This window comes from Lysinibacillus sp. 54212, from assembly GCF_036662795.1.
Taxonomy (GTDB): domain Bacteria; phylum Bacillota; class Bacilli; order Bacillales_A; family Planococcaceae; genus Lysinibacillus_B.
Window position 1 is genome coordinate 16856 of sequence record NZ_JBAFWZ010000001.1, and the last position, 20484, is coordinate 37339.

Annotated in this window: 17 protein-coding genes and 1 pseudogene; 17 read left to right on the forward strand and 1 reads right to left on the reverse strand. The window is 38.0% G+C overall.

The window, feature by feature from the left end:
- Window positions 1-20: 20 nt before the first annotated feature.
- From folD to V4T18_RS00160, 12 genes and pseudogenes are all read left to right on the forward strand, one after another.
- Window positions 21-887, forward strand: coding sequence for a bifunctional methylenetetrahydrofolate dehydrogenase/methenyltetrahydrofolate cyclohydrolase FolD (gene folD, locus V4T18_RS00105; protein WP_332645225.1), 867 nt, complete (start codon window positions 21-23; stop codon window positions 885-887).
- A 144-nt stretch (window positions 888-1031) separates the two neighbouring features.
- Window positions 1032-2378 carry an exodeoxyribonuclease VII large subunit gene (xseA, locus tag V4T18_RS00110; RefSeq protein ID WP_332645226.1) on the forward strand — a complete coding sequence of 449 codons (1347 nt, stop codon included), beginning with the start codon at window positions 1032-1034 and terminating at the stop codon, window positions 2376-2378.
- 2 nt (window positions 2379-2380) lie between these two features.
- Window positions 2381-2611: an exodeoxyribonuclease VII small subunit gene (locus V4T18_RS00115; protein WP_332645227.1), complete on the forward strand. Its 231-nt coding sequence runs from the start codon at window positions 2381-2383 to the stop codon at window positions 2609-2611.
- Between the two features lie 3 nt (window positions 2612-2614).
- A complete protein-coding gene (locus tag V4T18_RS00120; protein ID WP_332645228.1) occupies window positions 2615-3499 on the forward strand; it encodes a polyprenyl synthetase family protein in 885 nt (294 codons plus the stop codon).
- A gap of 96 nt (window positions 3500-3595) precedes the next feature.
- The gene (gene dxs / locus V4T18_RS00125) at window positions 3596-5485 is read left to right on the forward strand and encodes a 1-deoxy-D-xylulose-5-phosphate synthase (protein WP_332645229.1); all 1890 of its coding nucleotides are present in this window, start codon (window positions 3596-3598) and stop codon (window positions 5483-5485) included.
- A complete protein-coding gene (locus tag V4T18_RS00130; protein WP_332645230.1) occupies window positions 5482-6300 on the forward strand; it encodes a TlyA family RNA methyltransferase in 819 nt (272 codons plus the stop codon). Before dxs ends, V4T18_RS00130 begins: the two co-directional genes overlap by 4 nt.
- A gap of 161 nt (window positions 6301-6461) precedes the next feature.
- Complete coding sequence (gene ahrC, locus V4T18_RS00135) at window positions 6462-6911, forward strand: transcriptional regulator AhrC/ArgR (protein WP_332645231.1); 450 nt, start codon at window positions 6462-6464, stop codon at window positions 6909-6911.
- 16 nt (window positions 6912-6927) lie between these two features.
- A complete protein-coding gene (recN, locus tag V4T18_RS00140; protein WP_332645232.1) occupies window positions 6928-8625 on the forward strand; it encodes a DNA repair protein RecN in 1698 nt (565 codons plus the stop codon).
- A gap of 179 nt (window positions 8626-8804) precedes the next feature.
- Window positions 8805-9743 (forward strand): SpoIVB peptidase S55 domain-containing protein, encoded by a 939-nt coding sequence (locus V4T18_RS00145; protein WP_332645233.1) that lies wholly within the window; start codon window positions 8805-8807, stop codon window positions 9741-9743.
- Between the two features lie 262 nt (window positions 9744-10005).
- Window positions 10006-10796: pseudogene (spo0A, locus tag V4T18_RS00150) on the forward strand (sporulation transcription factor Spo0A).
- Between the two features lie 703 nt (window positions 10797-11499).
- Window positions 11500-13071: a DUF342 domain-containing protein gene (locus V4T18_RS00155; protein WP_332645234.1), complete on the forward strand. Its 1572-nt coding sequence runs from the start codon at window positions 11500-11502 to the stop codon at window positions 13069-13071.
- Entirely contained in the window at window positions 13071-13793 is a 723-nt protein-coding gene (locus V4T18_RS00160) for a glycerophosphodiester phosphodiesterase (RefSeq protein WP_332645236.1), read from the forward strand. Before V4T18_RS00155 ends, V4T18_RS00160 begins: the two co-directional genes overlap by 1 nt.
- 41 nt (window positions 13794-13834) lie before the next feature.
- On the opposite strand, the gene V4T18_RS00165 is transcribed toward V4T18_RS00160, so the two are convergent.
- The gene (locus tag V4T18_RS00165) at window positions 13835-14074 is read right to left on the reverse strand and encodes a DUF2627 domain-containing protein (RefSeq protein WP_332645238.1); all 240 of its coding nucleotides are present in this window, start codon (window positions 14072-14074) and stop codon (window positions 13835-13837) included.
- A gap of 307 nt (window positions 14075-14381) precedes the next feature.
- Here V4T18_RS00165 and V4T18_RS00170 point away from each other — a divergent pair, with 307 nt between their 5' ends.
- The 5 genes from V4T18_RS00170 (at window position 14382) to V4T18_RS00190 (ending at window position 20424) form a co-directional block, all read left to right on the forward strand.
- Window positions 14382-15476 carry a Glu/Leu/Phe/Val family dehydrogenase gene (locus tag V4T18_RS00170; protein WP_332645239.1) on the forward strand — a complete coding sequence of 365 codons (1095 nt, stop codon included), beginning with the start codon at window positions 14382-14384 and terminating at the stop codon, window positions 15474-15476.
- 116 nt (window positions 15477-15592) lie between these two features.
- Window positions 15593-17008 (forward strand): dihydrolipoyl dehydrogenase, encoded by a 1416-nt coding sequence (gene lpdA / locus V4T18_RS00175; RefSeq protein WP_332645241.1) that lies wholly within the window; start codon window positions 15593-15595, stop codon window positions 17006-17008.
- An 84-nt stretch (window positions 17009-17092) separates the two neighbouring features.
- Window positions 17093-18100, forward strand: coding sequence for a thiamine pyrophosphate-dependent dehydrogenase E1 component subunit alpha (locus tag V4T18_RS00180; RefSeq protein WP_332645243.1), 1008 nt, complete (start codon window positions 17093-17095; stop codon window positions 18098-18100).
- Window positions 18100-19083, forward strand: coding sequence for an alpha-ketoacid dehydrogenase subunit beta (locus V4T18_RS00185; RefSeq protein WP_332645244.1), 984 nt, complete (start codon window positions 18100-18102; stop codon window positions 19081-19083). Before V4T18_RS00180 ends, V4T18_RS00185 begins: the two co-directional genes overlap by 1 nt.
- A gap of 12 nt (window positions 19084-19095) precedes the next feature.
- Window positions 19096-20424 (forward strand): dihydrolipoamide acetyltransferase family protein, encoded by a 1329-nt coding sequence (locus tag V4T18_RS00190; RefSeq protein ID WP_332645245.1) that lies wholly within the window; start codon window positions 19096-19098, stop codon window positions 20422-20424.
- Window positions 20425-20484: the final 60 nt, after the last annotated feature.

A 20484-nucleotide genomic window follows, 5' to 3' on the forward strand; every position in this document is an offset into this window, starting at 1 on the left:
ACATTGGAAGGAGTAATAACATGTCAAGTGCAATTATTAATGGTAAAGAAATCGGTCAAGAAATTCGCAAGTCAGTAGCCCAGCGTGTAAAAAAATTAAAAGAGCAAGGCTTAACACCGGGCTTAGCAGTAATCTTAGTAGGGGAAAACCCTGCTTCTAAAACATACGTAGCAAACAAGCAAAAATCTTGTGAAGCAATTGGTATGTTCTCTGAGCTTATTAAGCTTCCTGAAGATATTTCTGAACAAACTTTATTAGATAGAATTCGTGAATTAAACACTCGAAAAGATATTCACGGAATCCTTGTACAGCTTCCTCTTCCAAAGCATATTGATGAGGATGAGGTCATTGCAACAATTTCTGACGAAAAAGATGTAGATGGCTTCTCACCAGTAAGTGTAGGGAAAATGATGCTAGGACAAGAAACGTACTTACCATGTACTCCTTTTGGTGTAATGAAGCTGCTTGAGCATTCAAATATTGATGTAGCTGGAAAGCATGCAGTGATTGTTGGTCGTAGTCATATTGTTGGTAAGCCTATGGGTCAGTTGCTACTTCAAAAGGATGCAACGGTTACATATACGCACTCTAAAACACCGGATTTACCTTCTTTCACGAAGCAGGCTGACATTTTAATCGTTGCAGTGGGTCGTGCTAAATATATTACAGCAGAGCACGTAAAGCCAGGGGCAGTGGTCATTGATGTTGGTATGAACCGTGATGAAAATAACAAGCTTTGTGGCGATGTTGATTTTGCCAATGTTGATGGTGTTGCATCTCACATTACACCGGTGCCAGGTGGTGTAGGTCCAATGACGATTACAATGCTATTAGAAAATACTGTTCAGGCAGCTGAAAAAACAATAGCACACGACAAAATAAACTAAAACATGTAAAATAATCAATAGAACAGAAGCTGTTTTTCTGAAAGGATAGAAAGTACCCATTTATCCTCTAAAGAAACAGCTTTTCTATTGTATACATAATAATTTGTTTTCGTACATATCCGAATAAAGGAGTCTGGCGAATTTATGACATCGTCTTCGTACTTAACCGTAAAAGCGTTAACTAAATATATAAAGCGAAAATTCGATGCAGATCCTCATTTGCGTGACGTATATGTAAAAGGGGAGCTTTCGAATGTTAAAATGCATAGCTCTGGACATATTTACTTTACTTTAAAGGATGATGGAGCACGCATTAATGCTACTATGTTTCGAAATCAAGCTGCCAAATTAGCCTTTAAGCCAGAAGAAGGTATGCAAGTTTTTATTCGCGGGGACGTCAATGTTTATGAAGCGAGTGGAGTTTATCAGTTGTATGCACAAACGATGGAGCCAGATGGAATTGGTGGGCTTTTTGTCGCCTTTAATCAGCTAAAGGAGAGATTGCAAAAGGAAGGGCTATTTAATCCGAATTTTAAGCAGCCTATCCCACAATTTCCGAAAACAGTAGCGGTATTAACTGCAACAACAGGGGCGGCAATTCGAGATATTGTTACGACGATTAATAGACGTTTTCCACAAGCCGATATCCTTATTTATCCAACGCTTGTACAAGGAGCAGGGGCAGCACAAAATATTGCAGATAATATTTATTTAGCAAACCGACACGCCTTCTGTGACGTCCTAATTGTAGGTCGAGGTGGCGGCTCGATTGAGGATTTATGGGCATTTAATGAAGAAATCGTAGCGCGTGCCATTTTTGAAAGTCGAATCCCGATAATTAGTGCTGTTGGACATGAAACGGACACAACAATTGCCGATTATGTAGCAGATTTACGTGCTCCAACACCGACAGCTGCAGCTGAGCTAGCAGTTCCGAACAGACAAGAGCTCTATCAACGTGTATTAGCCAAAAAAACACAGCTGCATCAAATGGTAGTTGGACAACTTAATTTTGAACGAAGTCGATTAACAAAGCTTCAGCAATCCTACCCATTAGCAACACCAGACCGTTTGTATCGACCATTTATCGAAAAGCTTGTGACGATAGATACACGGTTGGCCAATGGGGCACAGCTTTATTTAATGAAGCATAGAAATGGACTTGAAAAGCTTAGTGCTTCGTTGAAAATACACTCACCGCAAGCATCGATTCAATTTTCAAAAAGGCAACTCGATGCAATTACACAAGGCCTTACAAGAGCAGCATATACTCATGTAGATCAGCAAAAGCAAGCATTTGCTGGAATGATTCGTACGTTAGAGGCCTTAAATCCACTATCAATAATGAGTAAAGGCTTTAGTGTCACATATCTTGACAAAAAAGTCGTGAAATCTGTTGAGGAGTTGTCAGATAAGGACAAAGTCAAAATACAATTTCATGACGGTGTTGCTGAAGCTAAAATACTTTCGACAAACAAGAAGGGGGAATAAGGATGCCTAAGAAACAAGCATTTGCAGATGCAATGACAGAGCTTGAGGAAATTGTCCGTAAACTAGAGCAAGGTGATGTCCCACTAGAAGAGGCCATTGATTTGTATAAAAAAGGGATGGAGCTTTCTAAATTTTGTCACGAAAAGCTAACAAATGCGGAAGAACAATTAATTTCAATAGTAGGTGAGGATGGACAAAAGCAACCATTTGCACCCTCAACTGGAGAGGTATAAAAAATGAGTGAATATTTAAAAGGATTTATTCAAGAAAATGTGCCAAAAATTGAAGCAGAAATGTATGCATTAGTACAGCAAATTCAAGCACCCCAAATGTTAAAGGAATCAATGCTATATTCGTTAAAAGCTGGTGGGAAACGAGTTCGTCCATTATTTGTTGCAGCTGTATGTGAACACTTTAAGCAGCCATTACATGCAGCGTATACGGTCGGTGCATGTGTAGAGATGATTCATACGTACTCTTTAATTCATGATGATTTACCATGTATGGATGATGATGATTTACGCCGTGGTAAGCCAACAAATCATATTGTTTACGGGGAAGCGCTGGCAACACTTGCGGGTGATGCTTTAAATTCGCTAAGCTTTGGCATATTAGCACGTTTAGATAGCGTGGATGCAGAAAAACGAATTGAGCTGATTCGATTATTAAGTGAAACGGCTGGTGCCCAAGGAATGGTTGGCGGCCAAGTGCTTGATATGGATGGCGAAAAGCGTCAGCTAAATTTAACAGAGCTAGAGCAAGTTCATGTGAATAAAACAGGTGCACTTCTACGATTCTCTATCGAGTCGGGTGCAATTCTTAGTGGTGCAACTATTGAGGAGCGTCAGGCGTTAATAGAGTATGCGCATCATATTGGCCTTGCTTTCCAAATTCAAGACGATATTTTAGATATTGAAGGTACAAGTGAACAGTTAGGAAAAACAGCTGGGAAAGATATTGCAAGTGATAAAAGCACATACCCAGCCTTACTTACTCTAGAGGGTGCAAAAGCTAAGCTAGAAGAACATTATGAGAAGGCGATTGCAGCATTAAATACATTGCAAAGTGACAGTACATTACTTCTAGACTTTGCCACTTACATTGTGCAAAGAAATAATTAAATAAAAAGGATATAGTTTTGTTCTAGCGAAGGACACTGTTATAATAAAACAATATCACTTACTTGTGAATAAATAGATGAAAAGGTGTGTGTAGAGATGGATTTATACAAAATTTCTAGTCCATCCTTTTTAAAGGGCTTGAACAATAGGCAATTAGAGGCGCTCTCACAGGAAATTCGAACGTTTTTAATTGAAAAGTGTTCTGTCACTGGAGGTCACATCGGTCCAAATCTTGGTGTAGTAGAGTTAACAATCGCTTTGCATAAAGCGTTTAATAGTCCACAGGATAAATTTTTATGGGATGTTGGGCATCAAGCCTATGTCCATAAAATTTTAACAGGTCGTGCTAGTCAGTTCGATACACTACGTCAATATAAAGGATTATGTGGATTCCCGAAGCTTATTGAAAGTGAGCATGACGAATGGGAAACAGGACATAGTTCAACGTCTTTATCGGCTGCTATGGGGATGGCGGCAGCACGCGATATAAAAAAGGGGAAAAACTTTATCGTGCCGATTATTGGAGATGGTGCGCTTACAGGTGGTATGGCACTCGAAGCGTTAAACCATATCGGGCATGAAAAAACAAATATGATCGTTATTTTAAATGATAACGAAATGTCGATTGCTCCAAATGTTGGCGCTCTTCATAATGTATTAGGTCGACTACGAACTGCGAAGGAATATTCGAAAGCGAAAGAGGAATTAGAAAGCTTAATGCATAAAATTCCTGTCGTAGGCGATCGTTTGGCTTCAACAGCAGAGCGTGTAAAGGATAGCTTAAAATATTTAGTCGTTTCCGGTGTGTTTTTTGAGGAAATGGGCTTTAAATATTTAGGTCCGATTGATGGACATGATTTCGAATCGTTAGATAAAACGCTAGAGTATGCAAAAAAAGTACGAGGGCCTGTTATAGTACACGTTATTACAAAAAAGGGTAAAGGTTACAAGCCTGCTGAGGAAGATACAGTTGGTACTTGGCACGGTACAGGTCCCTATAAAATGGAAACAGGTGATTTCGTAAAATCAGCTGTAAAAGGTCCAGCATGGAGTAGTTTAATCTCTGAATCAGTTCGTAAACTGATGAAGGAGGATGAGCGAATCGTTACGATTACGCCAGCAATGCCGGTAGGGTCCAAGCTAGAAGGCATTCAGCGTGATTTCCCGAAACGTTTTTATGATGTTGGAATTGCAGAACAGCATGCAGCAACGATGGCAGCAGGTCTGGCAACGCAAAAAATGAAACCGTTTTTAGCGATTTATTCGACATTCCTTCAGCGTGCCTATGATCAGGTGCTACATGATATTGCACGTCCGAATTTAAATGTTTTCATTGGTATCGATCGATCAGGTTTAGTAGGCGCTGATGGAGAGACACATCAAGGTGTATTCGATATTTCCTTCCTTCGTCATATTCCTAATATTGTGCTTATGATGCCTAAGGATGAAAATGAAGGTCAGCATATGGTGAAAACTGCACTAGAGTATGATGGTGGACCAATAGCACTTCGCTATCCGCGTGGAAATGGCCTAGGTGTACCGCTTGATGAGGAAATGAAAGTGCTCCCAATCGGCTCTTGGGAAGTTTTACGTGAAGGCAGCGATGCAACGATTCTAACATTCGGTACAACAATTCCAATGGCTCTTGAGGCAGCGGAAGAACTTGCAGCACGTGGGAAAAGTGTGAAGGTAGTAAATGCACGTTTTATCAAGCCTATGGATGAAGTAATGCTACACGAGCTTATGCAAACGAATAAGCCAATTTTAACGATTGAGGAAGCCGTGCTACAAGGTGGCTTTGGAAGTGCTGTATTAGAATTTGCAGCAGATCATCGTTATAGTGTAGCTATTGATCGAATCGGTATTCCAGATAAATTTATTGAGCATGGTAATGTAGATCAATTATTAGAAGAAATTAATGTAACAGCTGAAGAAGCAGTTAAGCGTATCGAATCACTAGTGAAAAAGCAGGTAGGAACCCTATGACGAAACAACCAAAAGAACGTGTAGACGTTCTTCTTGTCGAGCGCGGGCTTAGCGAAACACGAGAAAAAGCAAAGCGCTCGATTATGGCGGGGCTAGTATTTTCAAATGAAATTCGCATCGATAAGGCTGGCGAAAAAATAACTATCGATGCTCCGCTACAAGTGAAAGGTTCCGATTTAAAGTATGTAAGTCGTGGTGGCTTAAAGCTTGAAAAGGCCCTACAAATTTTCGATATGTCTGTTGATGGAAAGCTAATGCTTGATATTGGCTCGTCGACAGGTGGTTTTACAGACTGTGCATTACAAAATGGTGCAAGACATTGCTATGCATTAGATGTTGGCTCTAACCAGCTTGCTTGGAAAATACGTAGTGATGAACGAGTAACAGTTATGGAAAAAACCAATTTCCGCTACACAAAGCCTGAAGACTTAGTAGAGGGACTGCCTGACTTTGCAACGATTGATGTATCCTTTATTTCATTATCGCTCATTTTACCTGTATTAAAAACGGTTTTAATGCCCGGAGGAGATGTCATGGCGTTAGTAAAGCCACAATTTGAAGCGGGTAAAGAAAATGTCGGTAAAAAAGGGATAGTTCGAGATTCGAAAATTCATTTAGCTGTACTAGAGCAAACGGCTAAAATGGCTACAGAGGTAGGTTTTGTGGTTAAGGATGCTTCCTATTCACCAATTACTGGTGGAGAAGGTAATATTGAATTTTTATTCCACTTAAAAAATCCAATTGATGGTGATTTAATTGAACCATTTACTGATTTTTCATCAATTGTTCAACAGGCACATAATGAATTAAAGTAATAAAAAAGGGAAATCTTATACGTAGGATTTCTCTTTTTTTATTTATAATTAATACTAAATCCTAATGAGTAAAGCAAATTGGTACATCATTTCAATTTTTCTTGTTTTTTTTTTATGCAGATGGTAGTGTAAATATACAATGAAAAATAGAGGTGAATCTTATGAATAAAGGGCAACGTCATATTCGAATTCGCGATATTATTACAAATAATGAAATTGAAACACAGGACGATTTAGTCGAATACTTAAAAAAAGCTGGCTATAATGTGACACAAGCAACAGTTTCACGTGATATTAAAGAGTTACATTTAGTAAAGGTACCTTTACAGGATGGTCGTTATAAATATAGCTTGCCAGCAGATCAACGCTTTAACCCAATTCAAAAATTACAACGAGCACTTGCCGATGCATTTGTTAGTATTGATGGGGCATCGCACTTTTTAGTAATGAAAGCACTACCTGGAAATGGTAATTCTATAGCTGTGCTATTAGATCATTTAGATTGGCCTGAAATTTTAGGGACAATCTCAGGTGATGATACGATCTTAATTATTTGTAGAACAGAACAAGATAGTGAACATATTAAAAATCGATTATTAGATATGTTGTAATTCGAGGTGGATATTTTTGTTAAGAGAGCTTAGTATTCGTAACTTTGCCATTATTGATGATTTAACTGTTAGCTTTTCTGATGGACTTACTGTATTAACAGGTGAAACGGGAGCTGGTAAATCGATCATTATTGATGCAGTGCATTTACTTGCTGGAGGTCGTGGTTCACTTGAATTTATTCGTCATGGTGCAAGAAAAGCAGAACTTGGGGGATTATTTCAAATAATGAGCGATAATCATCCAATCTATGCAAAGCTAGAAGAAGCGGGTATTGAAGTCGAGGAAGGCACGATTATTCTTCGTCGTGATTTGAATGATAATGGAAAAAGTATCTGTCGTGTAAATGGCAAGCTTGTGCCTTTAACTGTGTTACGTGATATAGGTAGTAGCCTGATAGACATCCATGGACAACATGAAAATCAAGAACTAATGGATGAAAAATTCCACATTAATTTGCTGGATCATTTTGCAGCCGATACGTTGCAAGCTGTAAAAGAAAAATATACAGCCGTATATGAGGAGTACCGAGCACTAAAACGTGAAGTACAGTCTTTAAGCTTAGATGAGCAACGAATCGCCCAACGAATCGATTTATATCAGTTTCAAATTAATGAGCTTGAGGAAGCGGCTTTAAAAATGGATGAGGAAGAGCAACTTATAGAGGAACGACGACGTTTGATAAATTTCCACAAAATCTTTGAACGCTCTCATGTTGCCTATGAAACAATTTCTGGAGAATCAAAAGGGCTGGACTTTATAGGGGATGCAATGAACGCGTTAGAGGATATTGTTTCTCTAGATGCCAGTTTCCAGGAAGCCGCTGATGCGGTAACATCTAGCTTTTATGCTTTGCAGGACGCTGCCTATCAAATAAAAAATGTGATGGACGAGCTTGAATTTGATCCTGAACGCATGAATGAAGTAGAGCAACGTTTAGCGCAATACCAAGCAATGAAACGTAAATACGGAACAACTGTAGAAGAAATTTTATCGTATCATGAAAAAATTGAAGAAGAATTAATGCAGCTAATTAATCGAGATGAAACGATTGGGCAAAATGAGAAACGTCTGCAGGAAATGGAAGGCGTATTAGAAACACTTTCTGCTGAGTTATCGCGAATTCGTAAAGAAAATGCAGTTCTTCTTAGTGACGCAATTATGGAGCAGCTTCAAGTTTTACATATGGAGAAAGCAAAATTTATCGTGAATTTTACCTCTTTAGAGAGGTTTGACAGTAACGGTAAAGATGAAATTGTTTTTTACATTTCAACCAATGTTGGGGAACCACCAAAATCGCTACCTAAAATTGCATCTGGTGGGGAACTTTCGCGAATGATGCTGGCTCTAAAAACAATTTTTTCATCATCAAATGGAATTACGTCGATTATTTTTGATGAAGTTGATACAGGAGTAAGTGGACGTGTTGCACAGGCAATTGCAGAAAAAATTGCAGCAATTTCAATTCAATCGCAAGTTCTTTGTATTTCTCATTTGCCACAGGTTGCGGCGATGGCGGATCAACATTATTATATAAAAAAGCAAGTTGAGCATGATCGTACATTTACGACTGTAAACGAACTAAAGGATTCAGCGCGTATTGAAGAAGTAAGTCGAATGATGAGTGGAGCAGAAATTACGGAATTAACGCTACAACATGCCTCAGAGCTTATACAAATCGCATCAAGTCGAAAACAGGCAATGGTAACTGGGTAAAGGCTTAAAAATGTGCAATTGATGTTCGTTTTAACAGTCTTTGGACAGTAAAAAAATTGCAATCATGATATCATGAACTTTTAAGCAAGAAACACTGTCTGATATGCTTCAAGGGCACCTAATTTTTCCGTTCATAATGCGCCAAAACTTTCACATAGTAAGTGAAAAGGAGGTGGATTATGAACGGTTATTTGCGTAATTTGTTAATTGTTTTTGTTTTGCTTCTTTGCGCCTTTCCGACAAATGCTGAGGCAAAGAAGCTTATTCCAATGGGCCATTCAGTTAATATTCAGCTTCAAATGCCTTTCGTTTTTGTTACCAATGATGTATTACTCGACAACGGACAATGGTTAAAAAAAGGCGATAAGTTATTGAAAATGAATAAAGAAAAACTTCATTCCATTGATGAGCTCAAAAATATAGACGATAGCTCTGTGGAAATGACCTTTGAGCGTGCAAAAAAACGGCATAAATTAAAATTAACAAAAGATGAGCTAAATCAACTTTCCCCTTTTTTAAAAAATGAGACAGACGGTATTGGTACGTTAACCTATATTGATCCAGACGATTTGCAGTATGGTGCACTCGGTCACCAAATAATCGATCATTCTTTAAATATTGCGCCAGAAGTGGCAAAGGGGTCGTTATTTTTAGCGACAATTACGCAAATAAAAAAGAGTAGCCCTGGAGAACCAGGCTACAAAATTTCTAAAGAACCGACTGAAGAAGCAAAATTAGGTTCTGTAGTGACAAATGATGTATACGGCATATTTGGGAAATGGCAACAGCCGATACAAAAAAGTTTGCAACAACCGCTCGAAATTATACCTTCAGATGATATTCAATCGGGAAAAGCACAACTTTTCACTTCGATTGAAGGCTCTGAGGTAGAGGCATTCGATATTAGAATCGAAAAAAAATCGGGATCTACTTTCCAATTTTCCGTTACAGATGAACGTTTATTAGATAAAACAGGTGGCATTATACAAGGAATGAGTGGAAGCCCAATTATTCAAGATAACAGGTTCATTGGCGCCGTGACTCATATGTATGTCGAACAACCGACAAAAGGTGCAGCAATCACCATTGTCGAAATGATTAAAAAATCACCTGAATAAGGTATTATTGACTACACTTTATATAAAAGTGTAGTCTTTTCTTCTTTTTTTTATTAAAATGAATCTATGTAAAATATCGAAAAATAGGATAGGTTATCCTTTTATGTCGGTACATAAAGAAATTCTGTGACTCATTAATTATTTTTAATTATTAAAAAGGTATTTTTTATAAAATGTCGAATTTGAAATATTGTGTCAATTGGTATTGCTTCGTAGATGAGTAATATTTTGGTAGTTCAATAAAGATAAGGGGGAAACGATGGTGGCGAAGGTTAAAATTGCAATTGCTGATGATAACAGAGATTTAGTCAAAATGATGGAGTCGTTTTTTGAAAATCATCCTTCAATCGAAGTCGTATTTACCGCTTCAAATGGCAAAGTGTGTATTAAAATGTTAGAAGAGCATAGGCCTGATGTGCTGTTATTAGACATTATAATGCCGCATTTAGATGGACTAGCTGTTTTAGAGGCGATGTATAATGATGAAGGGCTGGCAAATATCCCAGTTATAATGCTAACGGCTTTTGGTCAAGATGACGTGATGAAGCAGGCGGCTACATTTGGGGCATCGTACTTTATGTTAAAACCATTCGAATTCGATCAATTAGTGCAAAAGGTAATGCATGTAGCTGGTAATAAAACTGAATCGGAAAAACGCAAAAGTATTTTACAGCCAGATCCTTCACCAAAGATGGATCAGCGTCTTCTGGATACAACGATTACATCCATTATTAAAGAAATTGGCGTGCCAGCACATATAAAGGGATATTCTTATTTAAGAGAAGCTATCCAAATGGTGTATTATGATATTGAGCTCCTCGGATCAGTAACGAAAATACTTTATCCTGAAATCGCTAAAAAATTTGGTACAACTTCCTCTCGAGTAGAGCGTGCTATCCGCCATGCAATTGAGGTCGCGTGAAACGAGGCAATTATGAGTCAATTTCTGAACTTTTTGGTTACACAGTCCACCATTTAAAATCGAAGCCGACAAATTCTGAGTTTATTGCCATGATTGCGGATAAAATTCGTATTGAAATGGTTGCGAGTTAATTGTAATTATAATATACTTTAATATTTTTATAGCACGTTCATTTACAAGTTGTAACTTGTGGTGGAGGTGTTTTTTTATTTAAAATGCTATATATTATCAGCTTCTTAAATAATTCGATGCCAGAATAATTGATTTTTCTTTGTAACGTTCGTAATTGTTGATGATAATGTGAATTAAGGGGTGGACTCAAAATAGCAAATTAAATGCCATTAATCGTATATTTTTCATGGAAAAACATTATTTTCAAGTGAAAACCATAATGTTATGAATAATAATTTATGAGGGTGAATTATATATGTTTCGACTTCATCATTGAATCTTTAAAACGGAAATATTGTAATAACATTCATCTTTCACTAAAAAGTATTGCTTATCAATGAGAAAGCATAACAGGTATAGCCTTGAGGAGGATAGAAAATTTATTATTCATTGTTGTAAAATTATATTATTAAAAGATTATTTTAGGGTGCAAAATTCAGTGCATTTATATTTAAAATGAGAGGTTAAATATTTTTAAGAATTAGGCGATATTAAGTTTATATGGCAAAAAAATGTTTAATAATAACTAGAGAGGGTAATTGGTCTAGTATGAAAAGAATGAATAATGATTCGAAAGATACATGTTTTAGATTGTCTGAATTATTGCTAAACAAAAGACCAGATTTTGTATATACTTAAGCTTAAGAGAAAGGAGGAATTCGCGTGATCGTCTTTATAAATGAATTTTTTGAATTAACCGAAGAGAATGGGAAGGTATATTTAAAAACTATTAAATCGGGATTTCCTTTAAAAGATTTTGACGGCATTTTACGAAGTTTTCCTCGTATTAAATTAACGAATTTTGCCTTATTAAAAAATGTATTATCAAAAAGTAGCGAAATGCCAAATGAAATTGGTGAATGGTTGCCAAATGTGATTATTGAAATTTCAAGAGATAAAATGTCGGCGTCCCTATATATTAATGAAACACTGGATTTCATTCGTATGAATCAAGCTGATCTAGAAACTCAAATAAAGAAAGTGCTAGAGGATAATCATATTGTTTCTGGTGTTGTACCACTACAAATCGAAAGCGTTGTTCCTGGAAAAGCAATATTAATTGCACAGGGTTCGCCTCCTGTAAAAGGAGATGACGCTAAAATTACATACTTACAAATTCCTGAGCGGAAGCCTGTAATTCGTGAGGATGGAAAAGCGGATTACTACGACATGAATTTTATTTTTGAAATAAAAGAAGGGTCATGGTTAGGTGAAAAAATTCCACCTCAACCTGGTAAAGATGGGACGAATATACACGGTGATTTAATTCCATCGCAGCAAGGACGAGATATTCCGCTGAAATATGATCGAAAATCGGCCTATGAAGTAGAAGAGGACGGGAAAATCGTCATTCGCTCGCGTATTGGAGGAGTACTTGAGAAAATTCAAGGACAAATTTCTGTTAATCATCATCTACCTATAAGTGGAGATGTAGGAATTGAAACAGGAAATTTAGAATTTGAGGGATCAATAAGTGTTCGAGGAACTGTACAGCACGGCTTTACAATCGTAGCGAAGGGCGATATATCAATCGAAGGTCCTGAAGGTGTTTCAGGAGCTAAATTAATTAAATCAATTGAGGGCGATATATTTATTCGTGGAGGCATATTTGGACTTGGTGAAACGCGTGTTGAAGCGGGTGGTAGTATTTTTGTAAAGCATGTTAATGAAGCAAATTTAACAGCTGGAGAAGATATTCACATTGGATTCTATGCGCTAGGCTCAAATTTGAAAGCGCATTCTGTTTTAGTCGATGAACGAAAAGGGAAAATAATTGGTGGAAAGACAACTGCTAAAAATCAAATTGTAACGGCCATTTCAGGGAACAGGCTGGAGAGACGGACAGAGCTTATTATTAATAGTGTGAACAAACAAGAAGCCTATGCGATTATTCAGGACAAGGCAGCTCATTTAAAGTCATTACAAGAGGAGATTGTTTCGTTAGACGAGCAAGTAAGTAGACTAACTCCTATAGTTGACCGTTTAAATAAGCAACAAATTGCTGCATTTGAGCAAGCAAAGCAAAATCTGAATGAATATAAAGAGGATGCTATACAAGTAGATCTCGAAATTAAGCAATTGATGAATGATTTACGAAATGCAGGTAAAGAAGAGATTATCGTTACTAAAGAAGCGTATCCTGGTACTTATATTCAAATCGGAAAAAAATCTTCTATTTTAACAAAAATGACTAATGGAAAGTTCCTACTAGAATTTGGAGAACTGAACGTCTAATGTCAAACTATGTACCGATTTTTGCTCATCGTGGTGCTTCAGCCTATGCTTTTGAAAATAGCATTGAAGCATTGAATGAAGCACTAGTATTACAGGCAGATGGTGTTGAAATTGATATCCAATGTTCAAAAGACAATATTCTTTTCGTTTTTCATGACTTGAATTTAAAACGTTTAGCAGATATTAATAAAAATATTGTCGATTGTACTGCAGAAGAATTAAAAGGCTATCGTTTAGGGCGGAATTTTTTAAGAAGATTTTCTAAGAGGACGATGCCAACCTTTGAGGAAGTGATCTCTTGGGCTCTAGAACATAGGATGCCTATTAATGTCGAACTGAAGGAATCGTTAGTAGGTCAGCCCACGTCAATTATCGAGGTCTTAAAAATAATACAGCTACCAGATGGAAGTCACTTTTCTTCTTTTCATAATGAATTGCTACAACTTGTGAAAAAACACCGACCTGAATTCGAGACAGCACTTATAATTACTAAGAAATTTAATTGGGAAGAACTTCATCTCTATTCACATATAGATACGATTCATGCACATAAGAAATACTATAAGACGCGTTTTTTAAAGGCATGTGAAAATGCTAATAAAAACATGCGTTTTTACGGCATTACTGGTGAAGAGAATTATATTGAAGATCCGCATCCTATTGTTACTGGTTGGATTACGGATTACCCAGATCGTTTGGCAAAAAAGCAAAATAGACAATAACTATAAAAAAGGAGTTGCCTCATCACTTGAGGCGACTCCTTTTAAGCTTTTTTCTGCCAACGAGTAGAAACTTTACCTTTTTTACGATCGCGGTGTAATAAGAAGCCAGCAAAGAAACCGAAACCGAGTATAAAGAATGCTATTCCTACAACAAATTGTAACCAAATCCAAGGAAATGGGTAAATTAAAATGCCAAATAATGTATCGCGCATAAATTTAATGCCAGCTGCTGCCATCAAACCTGGAATTAATAGTACGATAAATGCTGCCATACGAGCCATGCCGTAACCCCCTAACCACATACCTTTTATTTTACAGTGAAGAGAATGAAAGTCAAGAAACCTCGCCTCATATAGCGAAATAGCAATGTTAATGCTACGCAAAAAATTCACAAATAATCACAATTAAATTGAAAGAATATTCTCAATACGGTGATGAGATATGTTTTTAGTTGCGCTAAGGTCAAATAGAAAGTATTGTAAAAATAGAAGGGGAATATTATAGTTTTGAAAATATATGCAATACAATAAGTAGCGAAAAGTTATTTAAACGTCAGAAAATGATTCATTTATGGAAGGAGATAATAATATGGACATTATAAAATACATGGAAAAATACGATTACGAGCAGCTTGTAATATGCCAGGATAAGGCATCAGGTCTTAAAGCAATAATTGCCATCCATGATACAACCTTAGGACCAGCCTTAGGTGGCTGTCGTATGTGGACTTATGCAACAGAAGCGGATGCAATAGAGGACGCATTAAGATTAGCAAGGGGCATGACCTATAAAAATGCTGCAGCTGGACTTAATTTAGGTGGCGGTAAAACTGTAATTATTGGCGATCCGTTTAAAGAAAAAAATGAAGAAATGTTCCGTGCCTTAGGTCGCTTTATACAAGGCTTGAATGGACGCTATATCACTGCTGAGGATGTTGGTACTACTGTAACAGATATGGATTTAATTCACGAAGAAACTAACTATGTAACTGGTATTTCCCCAGCATTTGGTTCATCAGGCAATCCTTCTCCTGTCACAGCTTACGGGGTTTATTTAGGAATTAAGGCCGCAGCAAAGGAAGCTTATGGTATTGATCAATTAGAGGGACGAACAATAGCAGTTCAAGGTTTAGGGAATGTTGCATATACATTATGTGAGTACCTGCACAAGGATGGAGCCAAATTAGTTGTAACCGATATTAATTCGAATGCAGTATCGCGTGTGGTAGAGGCATTTGGTGCTAAGGCGGTTGATCCGAGCGATATATATAAGCAAGATGTAGATATTTTTGCGCCATGTGCTTTAGGTGCAATTATTAACGATGATACGATTGTACAACTAAAAGCTAAAATAATTGCTGGTTCGGCAAACAATCAGTTAAAGGAATCTCGTCATGGTCAAATATTACATGAAAAAGGGATTATTTATGCCCCTGATTATGTGATAAATGCTGGTGGTGTAATAAATGTAGCCGATGAGCTTTATGGTTATAATCATGATCGCGCAATGAAACGAGTTGAAACGATTTACGATAGTTTAACTAAAATTTTCAGAATTTCGAAGGAAGAGGATATTCCAACATATTTAGCAGCTAACCGTTTAGCGGAGCAGCGAATTGAAAGAGTAGCAAAATCAAGAAGTCAATTTTTACAAAATGAAAAAAATATTTTAAATGGTAGATAAAAAAATTCCGGGGGTGAAGCTCATCCTTCACTTCCACTGTATTAAAATGATTCCCTCTCCAATAATGGGAGGGATATGACACCTAGGTCGAAATACTGCTAAAAGGAGGTAAACCGATGGCAAAAGAATATGATGTAGTAATTTTAGGTGGAGGTACGGGCGGTTATGTGGCAGGGATTCGTGCATCTCAACTTGGCTTAAAAACAGCGATTGTGGAGAAAGCAAAGCTTGGTGGAACTTGCTTACATAAAGGCTGTATCCCTAGTAAAGCGTTACTCCGAAGTGCAGAAATCTACACTCAATCAAAAAAAGCACATAGCTTTGGGGTAGATATAGCTAATGTGACGTTAAATTTTAAAAAGGTTCAAGAGAGAAAAGGTAGAATTGTAGAAAGGTTGCATGAGGGTGTTCAACATCTCATTAAAAAAGGGAAAATTGACGTTTTTTACGGAACTGGTCGAATATTAGGTCCTTCAATTTTTTCGCCGATGCCAGGAACGATTTCTGTTGAAATGGCAGATGGGTCTGAAAATGAAATGCTTGTACCGACAAATGTAATAATAGCAACCGGTGCAAGTCCACGTCATATTGATGGCATTGAAGTGGATGGACATTCGATTCTAAATTCTGACGATGCACTCTCCTTAACTAAGCTTCCAAAGTCAATCATTATTGTTGGTGGCGGTGTGATTGGTATTGAATGGGCCTCAATGCTAGCGGATTTTGATGTAGAAGTAACTATTTTAGAATACGGAGATCGTATTCTACCAACTGAAGATGTTGACATTTCAACGGAAATGATGGCGTTGTTAAAGAAACGCGGAATCAAAATCGTAACGAACGCCCGGATAAATCCTGCATCATTATTAATCGAGGAGCAGCAAGTACTAATATCGCTTGAAGATGGTGAAACATATACTGCAGAGAAAATGCTCGTTTCTGTTGGTCGTACAGCCAATATTCATGGCATAGGCATTGAGAACACTGACATTGAAATAGAAAACGCTTTCATTAAAACTAATGAGCATTATCAAACGAAGGAACGTCATATTTATGCCATTGGCGATGCTATAGGTGGGATGCAGCTAGCACATGTAGCAGCTCATGAGGGAATTCGAGCAGTAGAGCATATTGCCGGTATATCTCAGCACCCTCTACTCTATGAAAATATCTCTCGTTGTGTATATAGTAGTCCTGAAATCGCGAGTGTAGGCTTAACAGAGCAGGAGGCAACAGAAAAAGGATTTTCTATTAAAATAGGAAAGTTTCCTTTTAAAGGAATAGGGAAAGCGTTGGTTTACGGTGATACAGAAGGTTTTGCGAAAATTGTAGCAGATAAGGAAACTAATGATGTGCTAGGCATTCATTTAATAGGAACACATGCTACGGACATGATTGCAGAAGGTGCCCTTGCCTTATTCTTAAATGCAACACCGTGGGAAATGAGTGCTACTATTCATCCACATCCATCACTAAGTGAAATCATAGGTGAGGCCGCTTTAGCAGTGGATGGAAGGGCAATTCATTTTTAATAAATTACTAAAGTTTAGGGAAACCATAGTTCCGTCTTTTTTAGGATGTGAGTTTTTTTCTAAAATGTGAAAGGGGATGTTCGAATGGTTGATACTTTACATCATGTTGATTTAGGTCTAACAAATGAAGATGTATTAAATATGTATGAAACAATGCTACTTGCGAGAAGAATTGATGAGCGGATGTGGCTATTAAATCGAGCTGGAAAGATACCTTTCGTCATATCGTGTCAGGGTCAGGAGGCGGCACAAGTTGGCGCTGCTTTTGCACTTGATCATACAAAGGATTATATTGCTCCGTATTACCGTGATATGGGCGTCGTTTTACATTTTGGCATGACAGCAAAGGACTTGATGCTATCTGCCTTTGCGAAAGCCGAGGATCCAAATTCAGGTGGTCGTCAAATGCCTGGTCATTTTGGGCAAAAGAAAAATCGAATAATAACTGGTTCATCACCGGTGACGACACAGGTGCCTCATGCAGTTGGTGTGGCTCTTGCAGGGAAATTACAGCAAGAGGATTTTATAACGTTTGTTACGCTTGGTGAAGGTTCGTCCAATCAAGGTGACTTCCATGAAGGTGCGAATTTTGCAGGGGTTCATAAGCTGCCTGTGATTATCATGGTAGAAAACAATCAATATGCAATTTCTGTACCTGTGGAACGGCAACTAGGTTGTGCAAAGGTTTCGGATCGAGGTATTGGCTACGGTATGCCTGGTATAACAGTTGATGGTAAAAATCCATTAGCTGTTTATCAAGTAGTAAAAGAGGCAGCAGATAGAGCAAGACGCGGCGAAGGTCCGTCCCTAATCGAAACAGTAACGTATCGACTCACAGCTCATTCTTCTGATGATGATGATCGTCAATATCGTTCGGCAGAAGATATTGAGGAGGGGCGAGCAAAAGATCCGATTTTGCTATTTAAAAATTATTTGATTGAAACGGGCGTTACTACTGAGGAATCCCTACTGCAAATGGATAAGCGTATAGCGGACATTGTCAATGAGGCTACTGATTATGCTGAGGCAGCTCCGTATGCCAATCCTGAACATGCCCTAAAACATGTCTATTCGGAAGGAGATGATATGTAATGGCTATCCTGTCTTATATCGATGCAATCAATCTAGCGATGAAAGAAGAGATGGAGCGAGATGATCGAGTCTTTGTTTTAGGGGAGGATGTTGGTAGAAAAGGCGGTGTATTTAAAGCGACAGCAGGCTTGTATGAACAGTTCGGAGAATATCGCGTCCTAGATACACCACTTGCAGAGAGTGCAATAGCAGGTGTTGCTATTGGCGCGGCTATGTATGGTATGCGCCCAATCGCTGAAATGCAATTTGCAGACTTTATTATGCCAGCAGTAAACCAAATCGTATCTGAGGCAGCGAAAATTCGTTACCGCTCGAATAATGATTGGAGTTGCCCTTTAGTTGTGCGTGCTCCGTTTGGTGGTGGAATTCATGGTGCACTTTACCATTCCCAATCCGTAGAAGCATTATTTGCTAATACTCCAGGGTTGAAAATTGTTATACCATCAACACCATATGATGCTAAAGGACTTTTAAAGGCCGCTATTCGAGATGAGGATCCGGTGCTGTTTTTCGAGCATAAGCGTGCTTACCGTTTAATTAAAGGTGAAGTACCCCAAGAGGATTATACACTACAGATTGGAAAGGCTGACATCAAGCGTGAGGGGGATGATGTTACAGTCATCACATATGGTCTTGCCGTCCACTTTGCCCTGCAAGCAGCAGAGCGACTTTCAGCTGATGGTATCGAAGTGCATATTTTAGATTTACGTACTGTGTATCCACTAGATCAAGAGGCGATTATTGAAGCAGCTTCAAAAACTGGCAAGGTATTACTTGTTACAGAAGACAATAAAGAGGGAAGCATTATGAGCGAGGTTGCGGCAATTATTGCAGAGCACTGCTTATTTGAATTAGACGCTCCAATTAAACGTTTAGCTGGACCAGATGTACCAGCTATGCCTTATGCACCGACAATGGAAAAGTTTTTCATGATAAATCCTGAAAAAATTGAGCGAGCAATGCGAGAGCTTGCAGCATTTTAGGGGGGATAGCATTTGCCAATTCAAAATATAACAATGCCACAACTTGGCGAAAGTGTAACAGAGGGAACAATTGAGCGTTGGCTTGTAAAACCCGGTGATGTCGTTAAAAAATACGATCCACTAGCAGAAGTAAATACAGATAAAGTAAATGCTGAAATTCCATCATCCTTTGGTGGTAAAATTATCTCTATTTCTGCAAAGGAGGGGGAGACATTACCAGTAGGAGCTGTCGTATGTACGATTGAAGTTGAAAGCGATACGCAATTATCTGCAGCTCCGGTTGAGAAAAAATCGAATGTGAGTGAAGCTATTCGGAATGCCGGAATGCAAAATTCAAACGTACAAAGTGAGAAAAAAACACCGGCCCGTGAGCTCCGAGAGGCAAAAGCCAAAGCTAGATATTCTCCTGCTGTGTTGATGCTTGCCTCAGAGCATGCGATAAATTTAGAATCCATACAAGGAACAGGTTTGGATGGTCGGATTACACGAAAAGATGTACTAGCATATATTGAATCCGGCCAAAATGAGAAAGTAACTAGTACTAAGGATCAAAAGAATAATGCTACGCAGGAAGACCCTTCTACTACCTTACCAAGCGTACATGAGTTTGCTCCGTCGAATCCACAACAGCAACTACCAGGGGATATTGAGATTCCAGTTACTAGCGTGAGACGAGCGATTGCAAATAATATGGTACGAAGCAAACAAGAGGTTCCTCATGCTTGGATGATGATGGAAGCGGATGTAACAGATTTAGTAGCCTATCGTGATCGTATAAAAGATGAATTTAAGCAACGAGAAGGATATAATCTGACGTATTTTGCGTTTTTCCTTAAAGCTATAGCAATTGCCTTAAAGGAATATCCGATGATGAATTCGATGTGGGCAGGGGATAAAATTATCCAAAAAAGAGACATCAATCTATCTATTGCCGTAGCAACAGATGATGCTTTATTTGTACCTGTTATAAAACACGCCGATGAAAAGTCAATAAAAGGGATTGCAAAAGAAATTCATGAGCTTTCTCAGTTAGTAAAGCTTGGGAAGCTACGCCCAGAGCATATATCTGGAGGCACGTTTACAGTTAATAATACAGGATCTTTTGGTTCTGTTCAGTCAATGGGCATTATAAATTATCCGCAAGCTGCTATACTACAGGTGGAAGCTATTGTAAAAAAACCGGTAATTTTTAGTGGGAATATGTTTGCCCCAAGGGATATCGTAAATTTATGTTTGTCTCTAGATCATCGTGTACTAGATGGATTGATTTGCGCGAAATTTCTAAAAAGAGTGAAAGAAATACTCGAAAATGCAAATAATAGTATGATGTCAGTCTACTGAAATCTTAAAGGAAGCCGATAAATAAAGGCTTCCTTTAATTTTTATGCTTTATTGTAAGCA

Bases quoted from the DNA above. Each gene is read 5' to 3' on its own strand.
- folD (WP_332645225.1), top strand. From the start codon at position 21: ATGTCAAGTGCAATTATTAATGGTAAAGAAATCGGTCAAGAAATTCGC.
- xseA (WP_332645226.1), top strand. From the start codon at position 1,032: ATGACATCGTCTTCGTACTTAACCGTAAAAGCGTTAACTAAATATATA.
- V4T18_RS00115 (WP_332645227.1), top strand. From the start codon at position 2,381: ATGCCTAAGAAACAAGCATTTGCAGATGCAATGACAGAGCTTGAGGAA.
- V4T18_RS00120 (WP_332645228.1), top strand. From the start codon at position 2,615: ATGAGTGAATATTTAAAAGGATTTATTCAAGAAAATGTGCCAAAAATT.
- dxs (WP_332645229.1), top strand. From the start codon at position 3,596: ATGGATTTATACAAAATTTCTAGTCCATCCTTTTTAAAGGGCTTGAAC.
- V4T18_RS00130 (WP_332645230.1), top strand. From the start codon at position 5,482: ATGACGAAACAACCAAAAGAACGTGTAGACGTTCTTCTTGTCGAGCGC.
- ahrC (WP_332645231.1), top strand. From the start codon at position 6,462: ATGAATAAAGGGCAACGTCATATTCGAATTCGCGATATTATTACAAAT.
- V4T18_RS00145 (WP_332645233.1), top strand. From the start codon at position 8,805: ATGAACGGTTATTTGCGTAATTTGTTAATTGTTTTTGTTTTGCTTCTT.
- V4T18_RS00160 (WP_332645236.1), top strand. From the start codon at position 13,071: ATGTCAAACTATGTACCGATTTTTGCTCATCGTGGTGCTTCAGCCTAT.
- V4T18_RS00165 (WP_332645238.1), bottom strand. From the start codon at position 14,074: ATGGCTCGTATGGCAGCATTTATCGTACTATTAATTCCAGGTTTGATG.
- V4T18_RS00170 (WP_332645239.1), top strand. From the start codon at position 14,382: ATGGACATTATAAAATACATGGAAAAATACGATTACGAGCAGCTTGTA.
- lpdA (WP_332645241.1), top strand. From the start codon at position 15,593: ATGGCAAAAGAATATGATGTAGTAATTTTAGGTGGAGGTACGGGCGGT.
- V4T18_RS00180 (WP_332645243.1), top strand. From the start codon at position 17,093: ATGGTTGATACTTTACATCATGTTGATTTAGGTCTAACAAATGAAGAT.
- V4T18_RS00185 (WP_332645244.1), top strand. From the start codon at position 18,100: ATGGCTATCCTGTCTTATATCGATGCAATCAATCTAGCGATGAAAGAA.